General features: G+C 36.4%; 17 protein-coding genes and 1 tRNA gene. 4 read left to right on the forward strand and 14 right to left on the reverse strand.

What is annotated here, in order from left to right; translation table 11 throughout:
- Positions 1 to 16: 16 nt before the first annotated feature.
- Entirely contained in the window at positions 17 to 1,975 is a 1,959-nt protein-coding gene (gene abc-f, locus LS68_RS01540) for a ribosomal protection-like ABC-F family protein (protein WP_138090775.1), read from the reverse strand.
- Positions 1,976 to 1,978: 3 nt separating this feature from the next.
- Positions 1,979 to 3,454, reverse strand: coding sequence for a hypothetical protein (locus LS68_RS01545; RefSeq protein WP_034369377.1), 1,476 nt, complete (start codon positions 3,452 to 3,454; stop codon positions 1,979 to 1,981).
- A 244-nt stretch (positions 3,455 to 3,698) separates the two neighbouring features.
- On the opposite strand from LS68_RS01545, the gene LS68_RS01550 reads away from it, so the two are divergent.
- From LS68_RS01550 to LS68_RS01565, 4 genes are all read left to right on the forward strand, one after another.
- Positions 3,699 to 6,785, forward strand: a complete 3,087-nt coding sequence (locus tag LS68_RS01550; protein WP_241993643.1) for a DNA translocase FtsK — start codon at positions 3,699 to 3,701, stop codon at positions 6,783 to 6,785.
- A gap of 115 nt (positions 6,786 to 6,900) precedes the next feature.
- Positions 6,901 to 8,310, forward strand: coding sequence for a Do family serine endopeptidase (locus LS68_RS01555; RefSeq protein ID WP_241993674.1), 1,410 nt, complete (start codon positions 6,901 to 6,903; stop codon positions 8,308 to 8,310).
- A 25-nt stretch (positions 8,311 to 8,335) separates the two neighbouring features.
- Positions 8,336 to 9,172 (forward strand): protein-glutamate O-methyltransferase CheR, encoded by an 837-nt coding sequence (locus LS68_RS01560; RefSeq protein WP_138090778.1) that lies wholly within the window; start codon positions 8,336 to 8,338, stop codon positions 9,170 to 9,172.
- A gap of 2 nt (positions 9,173 to 9,174) precedes the next feature.
- Positions 9,175 to 9,900 carry a CheB methylesterase domain-containing protein gene (locus tag LS68_RS01565; protein ID WP_052100215.1) on the forward strand — a complete coding sequence of 242 codons (726 nt, stop codon included), beginning with the start codon at positions 9,175 to 9,177 and terminating at the stop codon, positions 9,898 to 9,900.
- A gap of 49 nt (positions 9,901 to 9,949) precedes the next feature.
- Here the strand turns inward: LS68_RS01565 and LS68_RS01570 are convergent, their stop codons facing one another.
- The 12 genes from LS68_RS01570 to atpD all read right to left on the reverse strand — a co-directional run bounded on the left by LS68_RS01570 (position 9,950) and on the right by atpD (position 17,886).
- Positions 9,950 to 10,741 (reverse strand): UDP-N-acetylmuramate dehydrogenase, encoded by a 792-nt coding sequence (locus LS68_RS01570; protein ID WP_138090781.1) that lies wholly within the window; start codon positions 10,739 to 10,741, stop codon positions 9,950 to 9,952.
- A gap of 3 nt (positions 10,742 to 10,744) precedes the next feature.
- A complete protein-coding gene (gene fliQ / locus LS68_RS01575) occupies positions 10,745 to 11,011 on the reverse strand; it encodes a flagellar biosynthesis protein FliQ (RefSeq protein ID WP_034370402.1) in 267 nt (88 codons plus the stop codon).
- A gap of 30 nt (positions 11,012 to 11,041) precedes the next feature.
- Positions 11,042 to 11,138, reverse strand: a tRNA-Sec gene (locus LS68_RS01580).
- Positions 11,139 to 11,204: 66 nt separating this feature from the next.
- Positions 11,205 to 11,753: a peptidylprolyl isomerase gene (locus LS68_RS01585; RefSeq protein ID WP_034370399.1), complete on the reverse strand. Its 549-nt coding sequence runs from the start codon at positions 11,751 to 11,753 to the stop codon at positions 11,205 to 11,207.
- Between the two features lie 9 nt (positions 11,754 to 11,762).
- Positions 11,763 to 12,581 carry a tetratricopeptide repeat protein gene (locus LS68_RS01590; protein ID WP_034370397.1) on the reverse strand — a complete coding sequence of 273 codons (819 nt, stop codon included), beginning with the start codon at positions 12,579 to 12,581 and terminating at the stop codon, positions 11,763 to 11,765.
- A 27-nt stretch (positions 12,582 to 12,608) separates the two neighbouring features.
- Positions 12,609 to 13,073, reverse strand: coding sequence for an OmpA family protein (locus LS68_RS01595; RefSeq protein ID WP_034370394.1), 465 nt, complete (start codon positions 13,071 to 13,073; stop codon positions 12,609 to 12,611).
- Positions 13,074 to 13,138: 65 nt separating this feature from the next.
- Entirely contained in the window at positions 13,139 to 14,395 is a 1,257-nt protein-coding gene (gene tolB, locus LS68_RS01600; RefSeq protein WP_034370391.1) for a Tol-Pal system protein TolB, read from the reverse strand.
- Positions 14,396 to 14,404: 9 nt separating this feature from the next.
- Positions 14,405 to 15,103, reverse strand: a complete 699-nt coding sequence (locus tag LS68_RS01605) for an energy transducer TonB (protein WP_034370387.1) — start codon at positions 15,101 to 15,103, stop codon at positions 14,405 to 14,407.
- 2 nt (positions 15,104 to 15,105) lie between these two features.
- On the reverse strand, positions 15,106 to 15,507 hold the full coding sequence (locus LS68_RS01610) for a biopolymer transporter ExbD (RefSeq protein WP_034370384.1): 402 nt from the start codon (positions 15,505 to 15,507) through the stop codon (positions 15,106 to 15,108).
- A gap of 9 nt (positions 15,508 to 15,516) precedes the next feature.
- Positions 15,517 to 16,080, reverse strand: a complete 564-nt coding sequence (locus LS68_RS01615; RefSeq protein ID WP_034370382.1) for a MotA/TolQ/ExbB proton channel family protein — start codon at positions 16,078 to 16,080, stop codon at positions 15,517 to 15,519.
- A gap of 3 nt (positions 16,081 to 16,083) precedes the next feature.
- Complete coding sequence (gene atpC, locus LS68_RS01620) at positions 16,084 to 16,476, reverse strand: ATP synthase F1 subunit epsilon (RefSeq protein WP_034370379.1); 393 nt, start codon at positions 16,474 to 16,476, stop codon at positions 16,084 to 16,086.
- 9 nt (positions 16,477 to 16,485) lie between these two features.
- Entirely contained in the window at positions 16,486 to 17,886 is a 1,401-nt protein-coding gene (gene atpD / locus LS68_RS01625) for a F0F1 ATP synthase subunit beta (RefSeq protein WP_034370376.1), read from the reverse strand.
- Positions 17,887 to 17,904 lie beyond the last annotated feature (18 nt).

Genomic DNA, 17,904 nt, shown 5'->3' on the forward strand with positions numbered 1-17,904 from the left:
ATTATGAATAGCGCACTTAAAGCAAACCTTGACTTTTTTGATCCAAAAGCAAATATTGATTGATTTTTTCTTCAAGTTCATTTTCAGCTTTTTCAAGCTCTTTGGCAAGAGTATTGATACCTTGTGTTTCGTAGATTTGAGGGTTGCTTAGAGAATCTTGGAGTGTTTTGATGTGAGATTCTAAGGTTGCAATTTGTAAGGGTAATGATTGCAATGCTCTTTGTTCGTTATAGCTTAGTTTTGTTGGTTTTTTGTCATTTTTGTTTTCGCGTAAAATATCTTTGGGATTCTCATTAGAATCGTTCTTATTGATTTTTTCGGCAATTTTTTGTAATTCGTTTAATGATTCTTGAATGTCTAAATATTGGCTATAAGCAAGATGAGAGGTGCTTACTTTTCCATTTCCTTCAAAAATAAGTAGTTTTTGAGCAAGTTTATCCACAAAATAACGATCGTGGCTGACAAAAATCACACTACAAGACATACTAAGCAAATACTCTTCGATAATATTAATCGTTTGAATGTCTAAGTCATTTGTCGGCTCATCAAGAAGAAGCACATCGACTTCTTTAGTGAAAAGTAGTGCTAAGGCGACACGATTTTTTTCGCCTCCGCTAAGCGCACCGATTTTTTGATTCAAAAATTCTTTAGGGAATAAGAAGTTTTTTAAATACCCATAAACATGTATATTTTTGTCTTTGACTTGGATATGGTCTCCGCCCATTGGACAAAATGTCTCAAGCAAATCTTTGTCATCATCAAGGATTGCAATGTGTTGATCAAAATATCCTATACGAATGTCTCCGACTTTGATAATGCCTTGATCGGGTTGTTGCTCTCCAAGCAACATCTTTAAAAAACTTGTTTTGCCCGAACCATTTTTGCCCACTATGGCTATTTTTTCATTTTGCAGGATTCTAAGGTTGAGATTTTCAATCAGGCACTTATTACCAATATATTTGCTAAGATTTTGAATGTCAAAAAGGCATTTTTTATTATTTTGCCCCTCTGTGCGGTTAAAGGCTTTTTGTTCTCTTTGAAGCTCAAGCTGCATTTTGCGTAAAACTGACGGATTCTTTTTGGCTTCTTGACGCATCGCTATGAGGCGATTTTTTCTCCCTTCATTGCGTTTGAGACGCGCTTTGACACCTTTTCTCAACCATTCTTCTTCTGTCTTGAGAAGTTTGAGAAGTTTTTGGTGTTGGGTGCTAAGATTCTTAAGAATCAATTCTTTTTGATTCAGATAAGCCAAATAACCTCCTTCAAAGGAACGAATCTTCCCTTCATCAATTTCGACAATACGCGTGGCAATATGGTCAATAAAGTAGCGATCATGGCTAATAAAAATAAGCGTAGTTTTGCTATCAAGAAGAAATTGTTCTAAAAATATCACCATTTGTGCATCAAGGTGATTGGTTGGCTCGTCTAAAAGAAGAATATCTGTGCTTTGCAAAAGTAGTCCTGCAAGAGCAATGCGTTTTTGCTCACCACCGCTCAAAGAGTTTGCCAGTCGATCTTTAAAGGGAAGCAATTCAAAGCGTTGCAGGATTTCGAGGGTTTTTGATTCTAAATCCCAGCCATTATGTTCGTCTAAAAATGCACTGATTTGAGCGTATTCATCGAGAATCTCCTTGCTAGGGTTATTTTCAATAAGCTGTGCAAGGGTTTTTAGTCGCTCATTTGCAATTTTAAGTTCGCCCATACTTTCTTGCAAGACATCATTGACGCAGGCGTTAGGAGGAAAGTAAGGTTTTTGCTCTAAGGAAGTGATTTTGAGATGATTAATGGCGGTTCGTTGCCCCTCGTCAAATTCTAAATTTCCTGCGATGATTTTTAGTAGGCTTGTTTTGCCCGAACCATTTTTGCCCACAAGGGCAATGCGTTCATTTTTGGATACACTCAAGGAGATATGATCTAAAATGATTCTGTGATCATATATTTTGCTTATATCCTGCAGCGAGAGGAGATGTGCCATTGATTAGAATGTGAGCTTTTTTACATCTTCTATCGATAAAAGCGAAAAGTTTGTGTCTTTATTGCGTCTTGATTCTTTTCCTATTTTAAGGATAGCAGCAGGCTTTTGTAATCGCAAATTAGAATCAATGTAAATAAGCTCATACTTTGTATTATTAACAGCACTGAAATATTCGACTTCTTTGTGAAAGACTGTTACATGGTGATACTTGCTTGCAGACATAATTTTGATTTTGAGATCCACACCAAAATCAGCACTATCTGAAAATATAAGAAAATTCTTAATATTTTTTGAGACATATTTATTATAATATTGGTAGATTGAATATTCATTATCTCGCAATTTGGATTTATCAAGTCTTTTGACATGATTGCCTAAAAATGTCATCGCACAAAAGGGGCTGCCGATATTGTTTTGCTTAAAAAAGACATTTTTAATCGCCATTGAAGACATACCGAGCTGCCATAATTTATTGTCAATATGTGTAGCGCAAATATCCATTGCGGATTTGGTTTGAGAAATAAGAATCTCATACATTTTATTAAAGACAACTTCAAATTGTTTGAGATTATCCTTAAAGAATTGTTGGGAGAGATTTTTTAGACGATCAATGGTTGATTCGATGACTTTAATATCTGATTCTGCCTTTGTGATGACTGCTCTTGTCTTGCTCTTTTTTTCTTCCAAAAGTTTAATATCACCCTTTTTAGCATCTATCTTAGACTGGATTGAGCGCAGTTCCATTGCACCCACGCGTATTTTATTTTGCATTGCAAGCTTTTTTTCATTGAATGTTTCAATAGCTCGCAAAACGCCTTTATAGTGATATTGCACATCTAGGAAACATTCTTGGAAGATTTTATCAGGTGTGAGATTGGTGTTTGTTTGGAATTGTCGGTAAGCGTATTCAAGCTGTTTGAGTGTCTGCAAATCATCAGCAAAATTATCCATTGTGATATGTCTGTCATTAAAAACTAAGTAATCAACAGCTTTTGTTAAGTAGGGTTTGACAATAAGATAATTGACTTTATATTGTTGTTGTGTAGGGTCATCTTCCATTGTTGCAATTGCATTGAGTGTATTAAACTCATCACGAAAGTAATCTTTGATAGTTTCAGGTATAGGAGTGCTAAGCTGGATACTATTAAGCTTGAGGTAATTTGTCTCATTAAAGATTTGTTTGGCAATCGCGGTTCTTGCATCGGCTTCTTTGCTCTTAAGTTCTTCATCAGTATTTGTGCGCCAAAAATCAATTTCGCGTATCAATCCCTCTTCGGGAAAATGCTGATACCTAGAAGCCCTACAATCCGTGATTGTGTAGCCCCCGTCATCAAGGCGAAATTCTACGAGCATACCTGTGCTTGGCATCATTCTTTGATCATGCCAACTTGTATTGCGTAGCTCAAAGATTTTTTTTGAAGCATTGACTACAACACCATTTTTTGTTTGAGTTGAGTATCTTAGTATTTTGCCATGCACACCAAACTCCTCAATTGGTTTTATTCGGGTGAAGCAGGTTTATTTACTGCTCCATCACTTTTAAAGTTTTGGATTATAATCAAAAAAATATAAAAAAATGATTATATGAACAAGGCTTTGTGATTTTGTTTGTGTTATAATAACAAATTTATTTTAAAAATGTTTTTATCTCTAAAATCAAGGATTAATCATAAAAAAACTTTATTCGTATATCGCAATCAATATTTTATTAATATTTTTCTCTGTGGCGACAATTATCGGGGATTATGGTGTAGTAGGGGAGTTTGGGATTGCTTTTGCCAATGCCAATATTAGTATTTTTGGCTATTTTGCTTATGTGTATTTATTGCTCTTGCTTTATCCTGCATATCGATTCTATAAAAAACCTTCGATAGATTTCAGACGTTTAGAGTTGATTGTTGCGTCTTTATTATTTTTTGTTGCTTTATTGATTTTGCAAGCATTAATTTTTTCTAAGGGTTCTTTTGGCAATAGTCTTGTGCTTTTTTTGAAAGATTATATTGGCTATTTTGGTGTTTGGATATTAGATATACTTTTTGTATTCATTTCTTGGCTTGTTGCAACAGAAAAAAATATTGATTTGTTGAAAAAAAAGGCTCAAAATAAGATTCTCGTTTTGGCTGATCGATTAAAGCATATAAGCATTATGTTTTATCGTTTATGTAAGCATTATGCGAAAGTTTGTTATCAGAAAGTGCGCACATTGACAGAGACTTGGTTTGTCCAAAAACGCGACAATATAAGTGGAGTGATTAATCTAGAAACTCAAGTCCAAGAGAAAACAATCAACGCCCAATACGATTTTAAAGATGTCTTTGTAGAAGAGGTTTTCGATGAGGTTTCTTCTCAAATGCCTCAAGATACAGATTTATCGCACATTTCGCCTGCCCCATCGCATGATTCATCGGAGCAAACTCCATTGCCTACTGATACTCAAACACCCTTACAGACAAACCAAACACAAGCTCAAGTAGATTCTATCTCTTCGCAAGATTTATCAACCAATCAAGACAAATCACAAGAACATACTATGTCTTCTCCATTGAAAATTGTCAAAGCTTCAAAAGAACAAAAACTTGAAGATTTTCTTAAGAATCAGCTTGCCGAACATCGCGATATGCTTGAGAATCTAAAACTTCAGCAATACACAGCTCTCTCAAGTCCTGCGTTAAAGTCTCATACGCCTAAGATAATCACTCCAAATTCTCGTGTTTTAGATGAACATACTGCGCAAGAAGATACCCAGCAATCAGCTCAACAGACGCAGGTTGCAAAAGATATGCCTACCTCTAAACGCCCCTTAAACCCTAATGTGTTTTTGAAATCCACGCCAATTCCCCACGCTCATATCGAAGAAGAGAATCTAAAAGCTGCTCAAAATTTATCTGCTACATTTGATACGCAAAAAACACAAGAAAAACTCGTAGATTCTCAATCTCTTCCTGTAAATCAAGAAAATCAATCCCAATTACAAGTAACACAACCGCCCTTATATCCTCAAAATCCTCAAACGACTCAATCAGATGTATCAATGACTAAACCTGATTCTCAAAGTGATTTACAAAGCTTACAAACACAAACAATTCAAGCCAAGACTCAAGTCTCAACAGCAGCTTCAGAATCTACTATTAAGGTTATAAGCGATTCTGCAACACAACCTCAAGATGCTTTAACACCATTTCTTGATATTGAGATTCAGGAAGTTTCAGCGACACCACAGACATCAAATAATGAGCGTGGTGATTGGGTTGATACTATTGTTCAAGAAATTCAGCCTCAAGATTCTTCTCAAACACTAAAAAATCGATTTGATTATCCTCCAAATAAACGAGCGTTGGTTACCGAGCTTGATGAAAATGCGGCATTATTACAGAATCTTGACTATGGTAGAAGCGAAAAACCGCTTAATTTTAAGCTCCCTAGCACGAGTTTGTTGAATCAGCCTAATGATGAGAAAAATGAGATTGATGAAAGTGAAATTGATCGCAAGATTGAGGATTTGCTTGCGAAACTTAAAATGTTTCGTATTGATGGGGATATTGCCCGCACTTATTCAGGACCAATTGTTACGACTTTTGAGTTTCGCCCAGCTCCTAGCGTGAAAGTCAGCAAGATTTTAGTGCTTGAAGATGACTTAGCAATGGCTTTAAGGGCGCGTTCTATCCGTATTCAAGCACCAATACCGGGTAAAGATGTCGTGGGCATTGAGATTCCTAATAACAAAACACAAACGATTTATTTGCGTGAAGTTTTAGAATCTGATATTTTTAAAAACTCTACTTCGCCTTTAAGCCTTGCTTTGGGTAAGGATATTGTGGGCAATCCTTTTATCACAGATTTGAAGCGATTGCCACATTTGCTGATAGCTGGCACGACAGGAAGTGGTAAAAGCGTGGGTATTAATGCGATGATTCTGTCTCTGCTTTATAAAAATTCGCCTGATCATTTGAAGCTATTGATGATTGATCCTAAAAAAGTAGAATTTAGTATTTATGCAGATATTCCACATTTGATTGCACCTATCATTACTCAACCCAAAAAGGCAATTACAAGCCTTAATAGTGTCGTGATTGAAATGGAGAGACGTTATGATTTGATCAGTGAAATGCGCACAAAAGAAATTGATACTTACAATAGAAAAGTTTTAGCTGAAGGAGGAGAGAAACTTCCTTATTTAGTAATTATTATTGATGAGTTAGCAGATTTGATGATGACAGGAGGCAAAGAAGTAGAAGTTTCGCTTGCTCGTATTGCGCAAATGGGGAGAGCAGCCGGGATACATATCATTGTCGCTACACAACGTCCTAGTTCCGATGTGCTTACGGGGCTTATCAAGACAAATCTTCCCTCGCGTATCAGCTATAAAGTTGGAAACAAAATTGATGCTAGAGTCATTCTTGATGTTTGTGGTGCAGAGTCGCTTTTAGGTAATGGTGATATGCTCTTTACTCCACCGGGTATAGGGGGCGTGATACGTTTGCATGCTCCTTGGAATACTGAAGAAGAAGTTGAGCGAGTGGTGAATTTTATAAAAAATCAACGAAGTGCGGAATATGATGCAAACTTTATGTTTGACGAAAGAGAGAATACTCTCCCCATAGATTCTAATCATTCAAGTAATGAAAGTGCAGACTTGATAGTGGAAGCTAAAGCAATTATTTTGCAAGACAGAAAAACATCAGCAAGTTATCTCCAAAGACGATTATCTATAGGTTATAATAAGGCTGCAAACATCATAGAACAGCTTGAAAGAGAGGGATTCTTGTCTGCACCTAATACTAAAGGTATAAGAGAAATTTTAGGCTCATAAATCCGAGTTGTAAAATATTTAATTTAACTTAATAGAATCATTCTTTGTATTTGAATATCAATTATTTTGGATTTGTCAAGGAGTGTTTATGAAATATGTCAAGATATTTTTTTTAATGTGTATGTTGGGCTTGTGGAGTGTTGCTTTAGGGTTTGATATTAAAGAAAGTCCTAAAGTCCAAAAACGCATTAGCCCTCAAGAAAATAGTGATGTTTTGTATTCTTTTAGCTCTTCAATTGAAGATGCAACTAAGGCTGTCGTCAATATCTCTACACAAAAAAATGTTAGCAATCAGTTTTCTAATCACCCGATGTTTAATGATCCATTTTTTCAGCAATTTTTTGGTGATATTTATGGACAGATTCCCAAAGATAGGGTAGAGCGAAGTTTAGGAAGCGGCGTGATTATTTCAAGTGATGGCTATATTGTTACAAATAATCATGTGATTGAAGATGCCGATAAAGTGATAGTCTCGCTTTCTAATAGCACAAAAGAATATACCGCTAAAGTTGTAGGCACAGATTCTCGCAGTGATTTGGCAGTGATTAAGATTGAGCAGACTAATCTTTCTCCTATTAGTTTTGCAGATAGTCAAGCGGTGCGTGTGGGTGATGTCGTCTTTGCGATTGGAAATCCTTTTGGTGTGGGTGAAACCGTTACACAAGGGATTGTTTCTGCAATCAATAAGAGTGGTATAGGTATCAATGATTATGAAAATTTTATTCAAACAGATGCTTCGATTAATCCGGGAAATTCGGGTGGTGCGCTGATAGATTCTCGTGGCGCACTTATTGGCATTAACACTGCTATTTTGTCCCGCACAGGTGGGAATCATGGTGTGGGCTTTGCAATCCCTTCGGATATGGTCAAGAAGATTGCCAAAGAGCTTATTGAAAAGGGCGGTATTAAACGCGGATATTTGGGAGTAGGGATTCAAGATGTGAGCGAAGATCTCAAAGAAAGTTATGGTGATGCAACAGGTGCGGTTGTCATTAGTCTTGAGCCACAATCTCCTGCTGCAAAAGCAGGGATTATGGTGTGGGATTTGATCACACATATTAATGGCAAAAAAATCTCCAATGCTTCAGAGCTGAAGAATCTAATCGGTATGTTATCCCCTAGAGAAAAAGTAACGGTGAAATTTATACGCGATAAGCAAGAGCGTGTTACACAAATTACGCTTGCAGAGTTGCCAGATTCTAAATCTAATGCTTCCAATGCTTCTCCTAATACACAGGGTAAAAATAATCAAATGGAAGGTTTGAGTGTGAGTGAGCTTGATGCTACTCAAAGGCAAAGATATAGGATTCCAAGTCAGATTAATGGTGTGATTGTAACGCGTGTAGAAAAAGATTCTAAAGCTCAAAAGGCAGGTTTTGAAGTAGGGGATATTATCGCTCAAGTAGAGAATCTTCATATTCGAAAGCCTATTGATTTACAAAATGCTTTTACACGTTTCAAAGATAAAAATAAACGAATTTTGGTTTATAGCTCTAATGGAACAAAAACAATTGTGCTAAAATAATATCAAAAACAAGGAAAAGTTCGCTATGGTGATGCTTGATACAAAACAGCTAAATATCATCAAAGAAAAACTCTATGAATATTGTGGAATTTATTTGGGTGATTCTAAGCTTACAATGATTAAAAATCGCATTTATCATTTGATGCGTGAGACACAAGTGTCAGACATTAATACTTTGCTTGCGGGGCTTGATCGTAATGAGAAAATCCAGCAGTCTTTTATTAATAGCTTTACAACAAACAAGACTGATTTTTTTCGTGAGGATTTTCATTTTCAAGATATGATTGATCGGTTGTTACCTTTATTGTTTAGACAAAATCAACCTATTAAAATTTTTTGCTGTGCAAGTTCTACGGGTCAAGAACCTTATTCGATTGCGATGAGTGTATTGTATGCAAAAAAGATTTATAGCTCAAATGTGCCAGTCCAAATTATTGCTACAGATATTGATACAGATGTGCTTCAAGAGGCAAAAGAAGGAGTTTATACGATTGATTTTAAGGTAGAAAAATTCCCTAATTGGATTGATATATCAGAATATTTTGATGCTCTTGATGATGGTAAAAACCCTCATGTGAGAATGTTTAAGGTGAAAGATAAACTCAAATCAATGATTACTTTTAGGCAGCTCAATTTATTCAATAAGCGTTATCCCTTTACAAATGGAGAATTTGATGTGCTTTTTTGCCGCAATGTTTTGATTTATTTCAAACAAGAGGATCAGCAAGAGATTCTCAAGCGATTAATTGATACTTTACGCATAGATGGGACATTTTATTTGGGACATTCTGAAAGTCTTTATCAGTGGGCGGATAAATTTGAAAAGCTTGGTAATAAAATTTTTATAAAAACAAAGGTATGATAATGGTGTTAGAAACAACAAAATACCATCCTGATACGATTTTAAAAAGCAATCCTTGTAAGATTACGCGTAATAAGTTAGTTGTGATTGGTGCATCGACAGGTGGTGTAGATGCGCTTTCTTATATTTTTTCTCGACTCCCTGCTTCACTTCCGCCTATTGCAGTAGTGCAACATATTCCACCAACCTTTGGGAGTTCATTTATTAAACGATTAGATACACTTTCGGCTTTAACGATTTGCGAGGTTACCTCAAAACAAATTTTGAAAGACAATAATGTGTATGTTGCAGGTGGAGATAAGCATATGGTCATAGATTTTGATAGAGGGTCATATTACGCTTCTTCACTTAATGAGGAATGCAGAATCTCTCGTCATAAACCAAGCGTGGATATTTTATTTCGTAGTGCTAATAATGCTGCTGGAAGATCAACTTTGGGTATTATTCTTACTGGAATGGGTGATGATGGCTGTATCGGTCTGAAAGAACTCTACGATAATGGTGCGCATACTCTTGCAGAAAATCAAGAAGATTGTGTTGTCTTTGGAATGCCTAAAAAAGCTATTGAGATGGGTGCAGTGAGTGAGATTCTAAGTCTTGATATGATTATTCATCGTATTGTTGATTATGCTAAAAAACCATTAAAAGATATTATTAACGAAAAGCAAGAACCTGCCATTTTGCTTGATGATAATACTTCATCTCCTGCCTCTGATTTATCAAAGTAAGCTTCAAACAGAAAGCGACTTTGATTTGTGGTTTGGAGGTATGGGTATTTTATTCTATGATTTGTATTTCTGGCTCAAGCTGTATGCCATTTGTCTCATATACGCGTTTTTGAGCAAGTTTGATGAGAGAAATGGCTTCATCAAAGGTTGCATTTCCCACATTGATAAGGAAATTAGCATGCTTTTCACTGAAAGCAACGCCACCGAGACGATAACCCTTAAGTCCTACAGATTCTAAAAGTCTCCCTGCGTAGTCTCCATGGGGATTCTTAAAGCAACTCCCGCAGCTAGGTTCTTTCGGGTGGGTTTGACGCATCTTAATAAATTCTGCTTGGAGTGAGGCATCAAAACCTACGCGTTTATAGAATCTCCCTGCCAAAATAATGCCCTCTATACCACTATAACGATATTCCATTGGAAAAGCATTTGTGTTGTGCCATTGTCCATTGACATTAATTGATTGAAGCAGGTTTTTCATTTCATATTGTTTCATTCCCGCATTCATTTTGATAAGCCCTCCCAAGCTCCCGGGTAATGCTTGTAAAAATTCTGCTCCTGCTAGATTGTGGGATTTGAAATAGCTAAAGATTCTTCCCGAAGCCAACGCCCCGCCTATCTCGATGTATTCTTCATTATCTTGAATGTAATTATAGCTTTTGTCTAAAATAGCAAGTTTCTTTGCTTGAGGAGAGATAAGGAGATTATTAGCTTTGCCGATGATTCTGTAATTTTCAGAGAGGCAATCAAAAGCATCTTGTAGGGTTTGTATAAGGGCAACATTAAGTGGTGCTCCGATTTTGATGCTAGAGTAGGTGGAAAAATTAATTAGTTTATACTGCATAGATTAGTAATTAATAGTTCCTATTAGCTCAAAAAGCATACGTGTATATTCGGTAATCATATTAATCATCCAAGGCATTGCGAAAATGATGACGACTACTACAGCAAGGATTTTTGGGACAAATGTTAATGTCATTTCATTGATTTGTGTCGTAGCTTGAAAAATGCTGATAAGCAGTCCTACAATAAGTCCAGCAAGCAACATTGGAAGTGAGAGAATCAAAGTCAATTTATAAGTCTGTATTGCTAATGCCATTAATTGCGCTTCCATAGCACAAGTCCTTCTTTTAGAATTTGAGATTGGCAAGAAGGCGAGAGAATCGAACTCCCCAAGGATTAGACACCTAACCCTTCAATGGGTTTGAAGCCCACGGCGATCACCAGAGACGCTAGCCCTCCATAAAATTTATTATAGCATTAATTTTTATCAAACTGATAGTTTATTCAGCGAAATTGCGGTGGGGTTAATGCCCACAACCACAACCTCCACCGCTATGTCCGCCACCACCGCAGCAACCACCGCCACCATGTCCGCCACTGCTACAACCACAACCTCCACCGCTAGCTTGTAGTATTTCCATTTCATTTGGCTCACGCACATCAAGCACTTTGACTTTAAAGCATAAAGTTTTTCCTGCTAATGGATGATTGTAATCAACAATGACGAATTGATCATTGAAATCTTTGACACTTACTTGCACGGTTTGTCCATCTTCACTTTGTCCAAATAATGTCATTCCAGCTTTAAGCTCAATACCTTCAAATTGATCCTTTGGCACTTCTTGCACGAAATCACTTTGGTAGATTCCATAGGCATCTTCAGGTATAATAGTTGCCTCAACTACATCACCTGCTTTTGCCCCCATTAGGGCATTTTCAAGTCCTATAATAACTTGTCCTGAACCGACTAAAAATTCTAGAGGCGCACCACCTTTATTTGAATCTAAGAGCGTTCCGTCAGAAAAATCTAATACCTCGTATTCTATAGAGGCAATTTTATTTTGAGCAATCATTTTTTATCCTTATTTTTGGTTTTTAAGTTTTTTTGCACTTTGAGCTTCCTTACTCGTGGGGTAATTGGCTATCAAAGAATCTAAAAACTTATTATAATTTTTTGTATCTTTGATAGCGTTGAAAGATTGTGCGGTATGCAATAATAAAGTAGGCATATAGGTTGCTTTATCATTACTCATTACACTTTCTTTATAATAAGAAATCGCATCATTATGGCTTTTGGTTTCAAAAGCGATTTCTCCTAAATAAAAGTAACATTCTGCCTTTTTATAGTTAATTTGTGCTAACCACACAAATCGCTCTTTTGCAGAGTTATATGATTTTTGTTCATAAAATTTTTTTGCTTGGGTGAAAATGTCGGCTTGTTTTGTCTTGTCTTTAATAAATTTTTGTTCAGTTTGAGTTGTTTGAGCAGGAGTGTTTATTTTATTAAGTTCGGCAAGAATAGATTGATTAAGTGTAGTGATGTTCTTATTGATTTCTTGGAGCTGTGTTTTAATACTTTTGATTGCTTGTGTGTTTGAATCTACTTGCTTTTTAAGATTATTTAAGGTGTCAAGCTGTGTTTGGATTTCTTCAATATGTTTGCCTTGTTCAGCATTTTCAATAATTTGTTTTTGCAGTTTGCTACTTTGAGATTCGTAAAGGCTTGATACTCCCTCTTGTGTTTGCTGAAGGGTATCAACTTTTGATTGTAGGTTTGCGATATGACGTTGAATATTTTTAATATCGTCTTTGGTTGCTCCACTCTGTTTTTCAAATGCAGAAGGCTCTGCAGCGCAGAGCAACAATGGGATTAAACAAGCAATCAAATAAAACTTTGCCAATTTTTTCCCTTATAATGATTGAATTATTTATTTCGCAAGTTTAAATTCAACGCGTCTATTTTCTTGGTTGCATTCTGATGTTCCAGTGGTGCAAACAGGCTTGCTTTCACCATAGCTTACGGTTTTGAGTTGAGAAGCATTTACGCCACGAGCAATAAGAGCATTTTTAACAGCATTAGCTCTTTTTGTTCCTAGAGCATAATTGTAAGTGTCAGAACCATAAGAGTCAGTATGTCCTTCTAGCACTACTTTAGCACCAGTTGATTTAAGTGCAGCAGCACTTTTTTCTACTCTGTCTTCCATATCTGAACGAATATCATATTTATCAAAATCAAAAAATACTTTTGCGTATCCAGAAGCATCATCAAGATTCACAAAATTATCACTGCCATTGCTTGTAGCTGTTGTCCCGCTACTATCCGCTGTCTCTGGTTCTCCGCAGCCTGCTATAAATAATACAGCTAATGTACATATTGCAACATATCTTTTCATTTCTATCTCCTTAAAAGCTTAAATTAAGGTTTAATTTTATGCCATAAAGGTAAATAAATCAGTAATTACCAATCAAATGCCTGAATCTTCATTTTATTAAGTGGAAAGAAATAATTTGTATTGTAATCCACACGAATAATGCCTAAAGCACTTTGAGCTTTATAATGTTTGAGGAACATGATTGTTCTACCATCATGAGAATATCGAGGCATTTGATTCTTGCCGGTTGCGGTAAGGCGTCTGATATAGTTTGAATTTGGAGCAAGTGAAATAAGATAGAGATTAAAGGTATTATCCCCAAATTCATTATTAGTTTCACGACTTGTATAGACGGCATATTGACCATTAGAATCTACAGCACTATTATTTCTACCATGTAAAACAACTTGTTCAGTGCCTCCTCCATCAATTCGCATCATAAAAATATTAGGATAACCTAATCGGTCTGATACAAAAATGATTTCTTTTTCATTATTGATGAATTTTCCATCGACATCAATACCTGAATAATTAGTCAATTTGCGAAGATTTTTTGTGTTGGTATTGTAGAGATAAAGATCGGATAATCCTACAGGAGAGAGGCTTAAAATCAAATTTTCTCCGTTTTTGCTGACATCAGAAACAACGGCAATTCCTTCGCTACTGACAAGCTGTTGGATTTCTCCTGTGGCAAGATTCTGTTTGACAATTGTTGGTGTCTCAAGGTATTTTGTATAATAAATGTTTTCTTGTTTAGAATCTGCCCATTTTGGGAAGATATTAAGTCCGCCTTTCACGACTACTTTTTGATAAGTCAGCGTATAATCTGCAATCATAATTTCACTATTGCCTGAAGTTGTGTATTTAGACAAAACTACAAGACGTTGCATCCAATCAATGCTGGGGGCTTTAATATGTGCATTTGTATCAATCGTCATACGATGTGCAATAAAAGGAAAGCGTCCCAATTCATTTTCGCTATATTGCTTTGAAAATATCCTTGCAGAAGTATTAATATCATAAAGATTGAGCGTTCCTGTGAGTTTTCCAGAGGATTTATTGACTTTGATTTGAGCAAGTAAGTCGATTTTTTTATCGGCATAATCTTTGAAATTTATTTCTTTTTCTTTGATTATTCCTCCATCATATACTTGAAAATGTCCGCTTACCTTCAAATCCGCGACAAGCATTTTAAGCACTTTTGCACTATATTCACTATTTTCAGAATCAAGCTGTTCCACGATAATATAGGGAATCTTATTTGTGTTTTTAACAATTTCAAGGGTCGCATCTATGGCAAATAAATGAATACTCCATAGTAGGATTAGGCTCAATATTCTCATAAAACTCCTTTAATTTTTAAAAGTGATTGCAATATCCTTATTGCCTTTGGGATGAGGCGGGAAATGTTGTTTGGTGCATTCCTCAAGCATCATCTTAAGCGCATTATCAAAGGCTGAATTACCGGAGTATTTTACAACTTTATAGCTAAAAACTCCATTGTTTGTGATACGAATATGAATAACTGCTGCGAGTTTTTCTTCAATATAGATTGTTTGCTGCCAACGTTGATAGAGTATTTTTTCAATCTCGGCATACCATTCATCGTATTCTCCATCGGTATGATGAGAATCTGTGCTGATGGTAAGATTGCTCAAAGTATCAAGTTTGTTTTGAAGTTCTTGCGTAGCGGCTTTGAGATTCTCCAAACGTTCGTCATTGCTTGCATTTTGTTCGACTTTATCTCGATTATCGCCTATTTGCGTATTTTGAGAAGGTTGTTTGCTGTCGATTCTATCAAACATATCTTTGATGCCAGATCCAGCGAGAGGATTATTCACACTAGCAGGTTTTTTATCGACTTTAGAGGGCGTGGGGCTATCATCAATAATCGCTTCAATGCTAATGGCATTAAGGGCAATCATTGAATCTTTAAGCGAAGAGTAGTGAGTGGGAGTTGAGATAAAACTAAAAATAAGCGCAATGAGTAAGAAGCAATAGGTGCATATAGCAATAATTCCACTCGCCACAAAGAGAAGTGCATTGTTCATTTTTAACTGCTAGTAATGAGAGATACTTTAACAAAACCAGATTCTTTAGCCACTTTGAGGATATAGATGACATCTTCATATTTTAGATTTTTATCGGCTCGGATAAAAATATCAAGATTCTTGTCAAGATTCTTACTGAAGAGCACGAAACTATCAGCAAAGTTGTTAAATTCATACACTTGATCACGAATATGGATTTTTCTATTCGCACTCACACGTATTTCAAGCATAGAATCTTGAGCAAGTTTTTTGGTTTTTGAACCTTTGGGAAGAGTGATGTCTTCTTGGTAGGTGATTGTGGGTGTGCTGACCATCAAAATAGCAAGTAATACAAGCATAATATCTACAAGAGGCGTGATATTTAACTCGGGCTTTTCTTCCCATTCAAAATCATCATTATTCATTATGAGAGCCTATTTATGGGACAACATCATATCAATTTGCATTTGAATACAATTACTAAGATGATAGGCTTTGCGTTTGAGCAAAAGGTGAAAAGAATATGCAGGGATTGCTACAAGGATTCCAGCAGCAGTAGCTACAAGAGCTTTGGATATGACAGGTGCAACAACATCAAAAGTAGCGTTACCACCACCTAAATAGCGGAATGTCTCAAGAATCTCAACAACCGTTCCAAATAAACCGATAAATGGTGCAGTAGATGCGATGATGCTTAAGATAACCAAACCAGAAGTAGCCTTTTGGGTTACTTTGAGTTTCCAAACTTGAAAGATTTCACGGGAGATATGCCCTTGCGTTTTTTCTAAGAGTGCTACAAGAAAAGGACTCTTAGATGTAATGATAGATTTTGCAAGAAGCATATCTAAGTAATATTTTTCTGAAGCCAACCACTCGCCTAAGGCGAAATTTTTATAAATATAAATCCAAAATGCGAGCAAAAAATACAATGATAACCAAATTAATACGATAATGGTTACTATCGTGCTTTCATCAAAAAAGGCTTTAAAGACTGCCATCAATCAGAATCTGCTTTTTGCGGCACTTTCTATACGCGAAACCACAGTTCCTATGATAGCACTATCACTCGTTGCTTCATTGAGCAGTTGTTTAGCGTTATCAATGGCTGAAGCAATTTCAGATTCTAAATTTCCTGAAATTGCAACAGCACCATCGGCAAGGACTTTGACATCAGTCGGAGATACTTGAGCATATCCCCAATTGATTGCAACAAGCTCTTTGGAGCCATTTGTAGATTCAAATTCCACAACCCCTACTTTAAGAAGAGAAAGGAGATTATAATGTCCGGGATAAACGCCAAATTCCCCTTCGCTTCCGGGCATAATAACATACTTGACTTCCCCATCATAAATCGTCCCATAGGGTGTTACAATACTTAAATTTATATTTTCCATTGTCAGCCCTTATGCGCTTTTAATTTTTTCAGCTTTTTCTAATACTTCTTGAATATTGCCTACCATATAGAAAGCATTTTCTGGAATATGATCATATTTTCCTTCCAAAATACCCTTGAAACCTTCTAGAGTTTCATCAAGAGTTACATATTTACCGGGACTTCCTGTAAAAATTTCTGCAACAAAGAAAGGTTGAGAAAGGAATTTTTCAATTTTTCGAGCACGATCGACAACTTGCTTGTCTTCTTCTGAAAGCTCGTCCATTCCAAGTATAGCAATGATGTCTTGCAAGTCTTTATATTTTTGAAGCACTTGTTGGACGCCTCTTGCAATTTTGTAATGTTCTTCTCCCACAACTTGTGGATCAAGAATACGAGAGGTAGAGCCAAGAGGATCGACAGCTGGATAAATACCTTTTTCAGCAATCTTTCTTTCAAGCACGGTTGTTGCATCAAGGTGTGCAAACACCGAAGCAGGAGCGGGGTCTGTAAGGTCATCAGCAGGAACATAAACTGCTTGCACAGAAGTAATAGAACCTTTTTTGGTTGATGTAATTCTTTCTTGTAGCTTGCCCATTTCACCTGCAAGTGTTGGTTGATAACCCACGGCAGAAGGAATTCTTCCTAATAGCGCAGACATTTCAGAACCAGACTGAGCGTATCGGAAAATGTTATCAATAAACATCAAAACATCGAGTCCTTTTTCATCACGGAAATATTCTGCCATAGTTAATCCTGAAAAAGCAATACGATTTCTAGCACCTGGTGGTTCATTCATTTGTCCGTAGCAAAGAGCCACTTTGTCCAAAACACCACCTTCTTTCATTTCGTGATATAAGTCATTACCTTCTCTTGTTCGTTCGCCAACTCCAGCAAAAACAGAATAACCGCTGTGTTTATAGGCAACATTATGAATAAGTTCCATAATGACCACGGTTTTACCTACTCCAGCACCACCAAATAGCCCAACTTTTCCACCTTTAGAGTAAGGAGCAAGCAAATCAACGACTTTTATACCTGTTTCAAACATTTCAGTTCGTGTGCTTTGATTCTCAAAATTTGGAGCTTCACGATGAATAGGCCATTTAAGATCGGTATTGATAGGTTCGCCTCCATCAATAATGTCTCCTGTTACATTGAAGATTCTGCCAAGGACACTTTCTCCTACGGGAACTTCTATCATTTTTCCTCGTGCCTTAACTTCTTGACCGCGAGTAAGCCCTTCTGTCATATCCATTGCAATGGTTCGCACTCGATTATCTCCTAAGTGTGCAGCAACTTCAAGGACAAGTTTATTCGTTCTTCCTTCGACATCAAAAACTACATCAATTGCCTCATTAATCATCGGTAGATAAGAATCAAAGTCAATATCTACAACCGGACCCATTACTTGCGTAATCTTACCTTGCATATCATCTCCTTTTTAAAT

The organism is Helicobacter sp. MIT 05-5293 (assembly GCF_000765665.2).
Classification (GTDB): domain Bacteria; phylum Campylobacterota; class Campylobacteria; order Campylobacterales; family Helicobacteraceae; genus Helicobacter_C.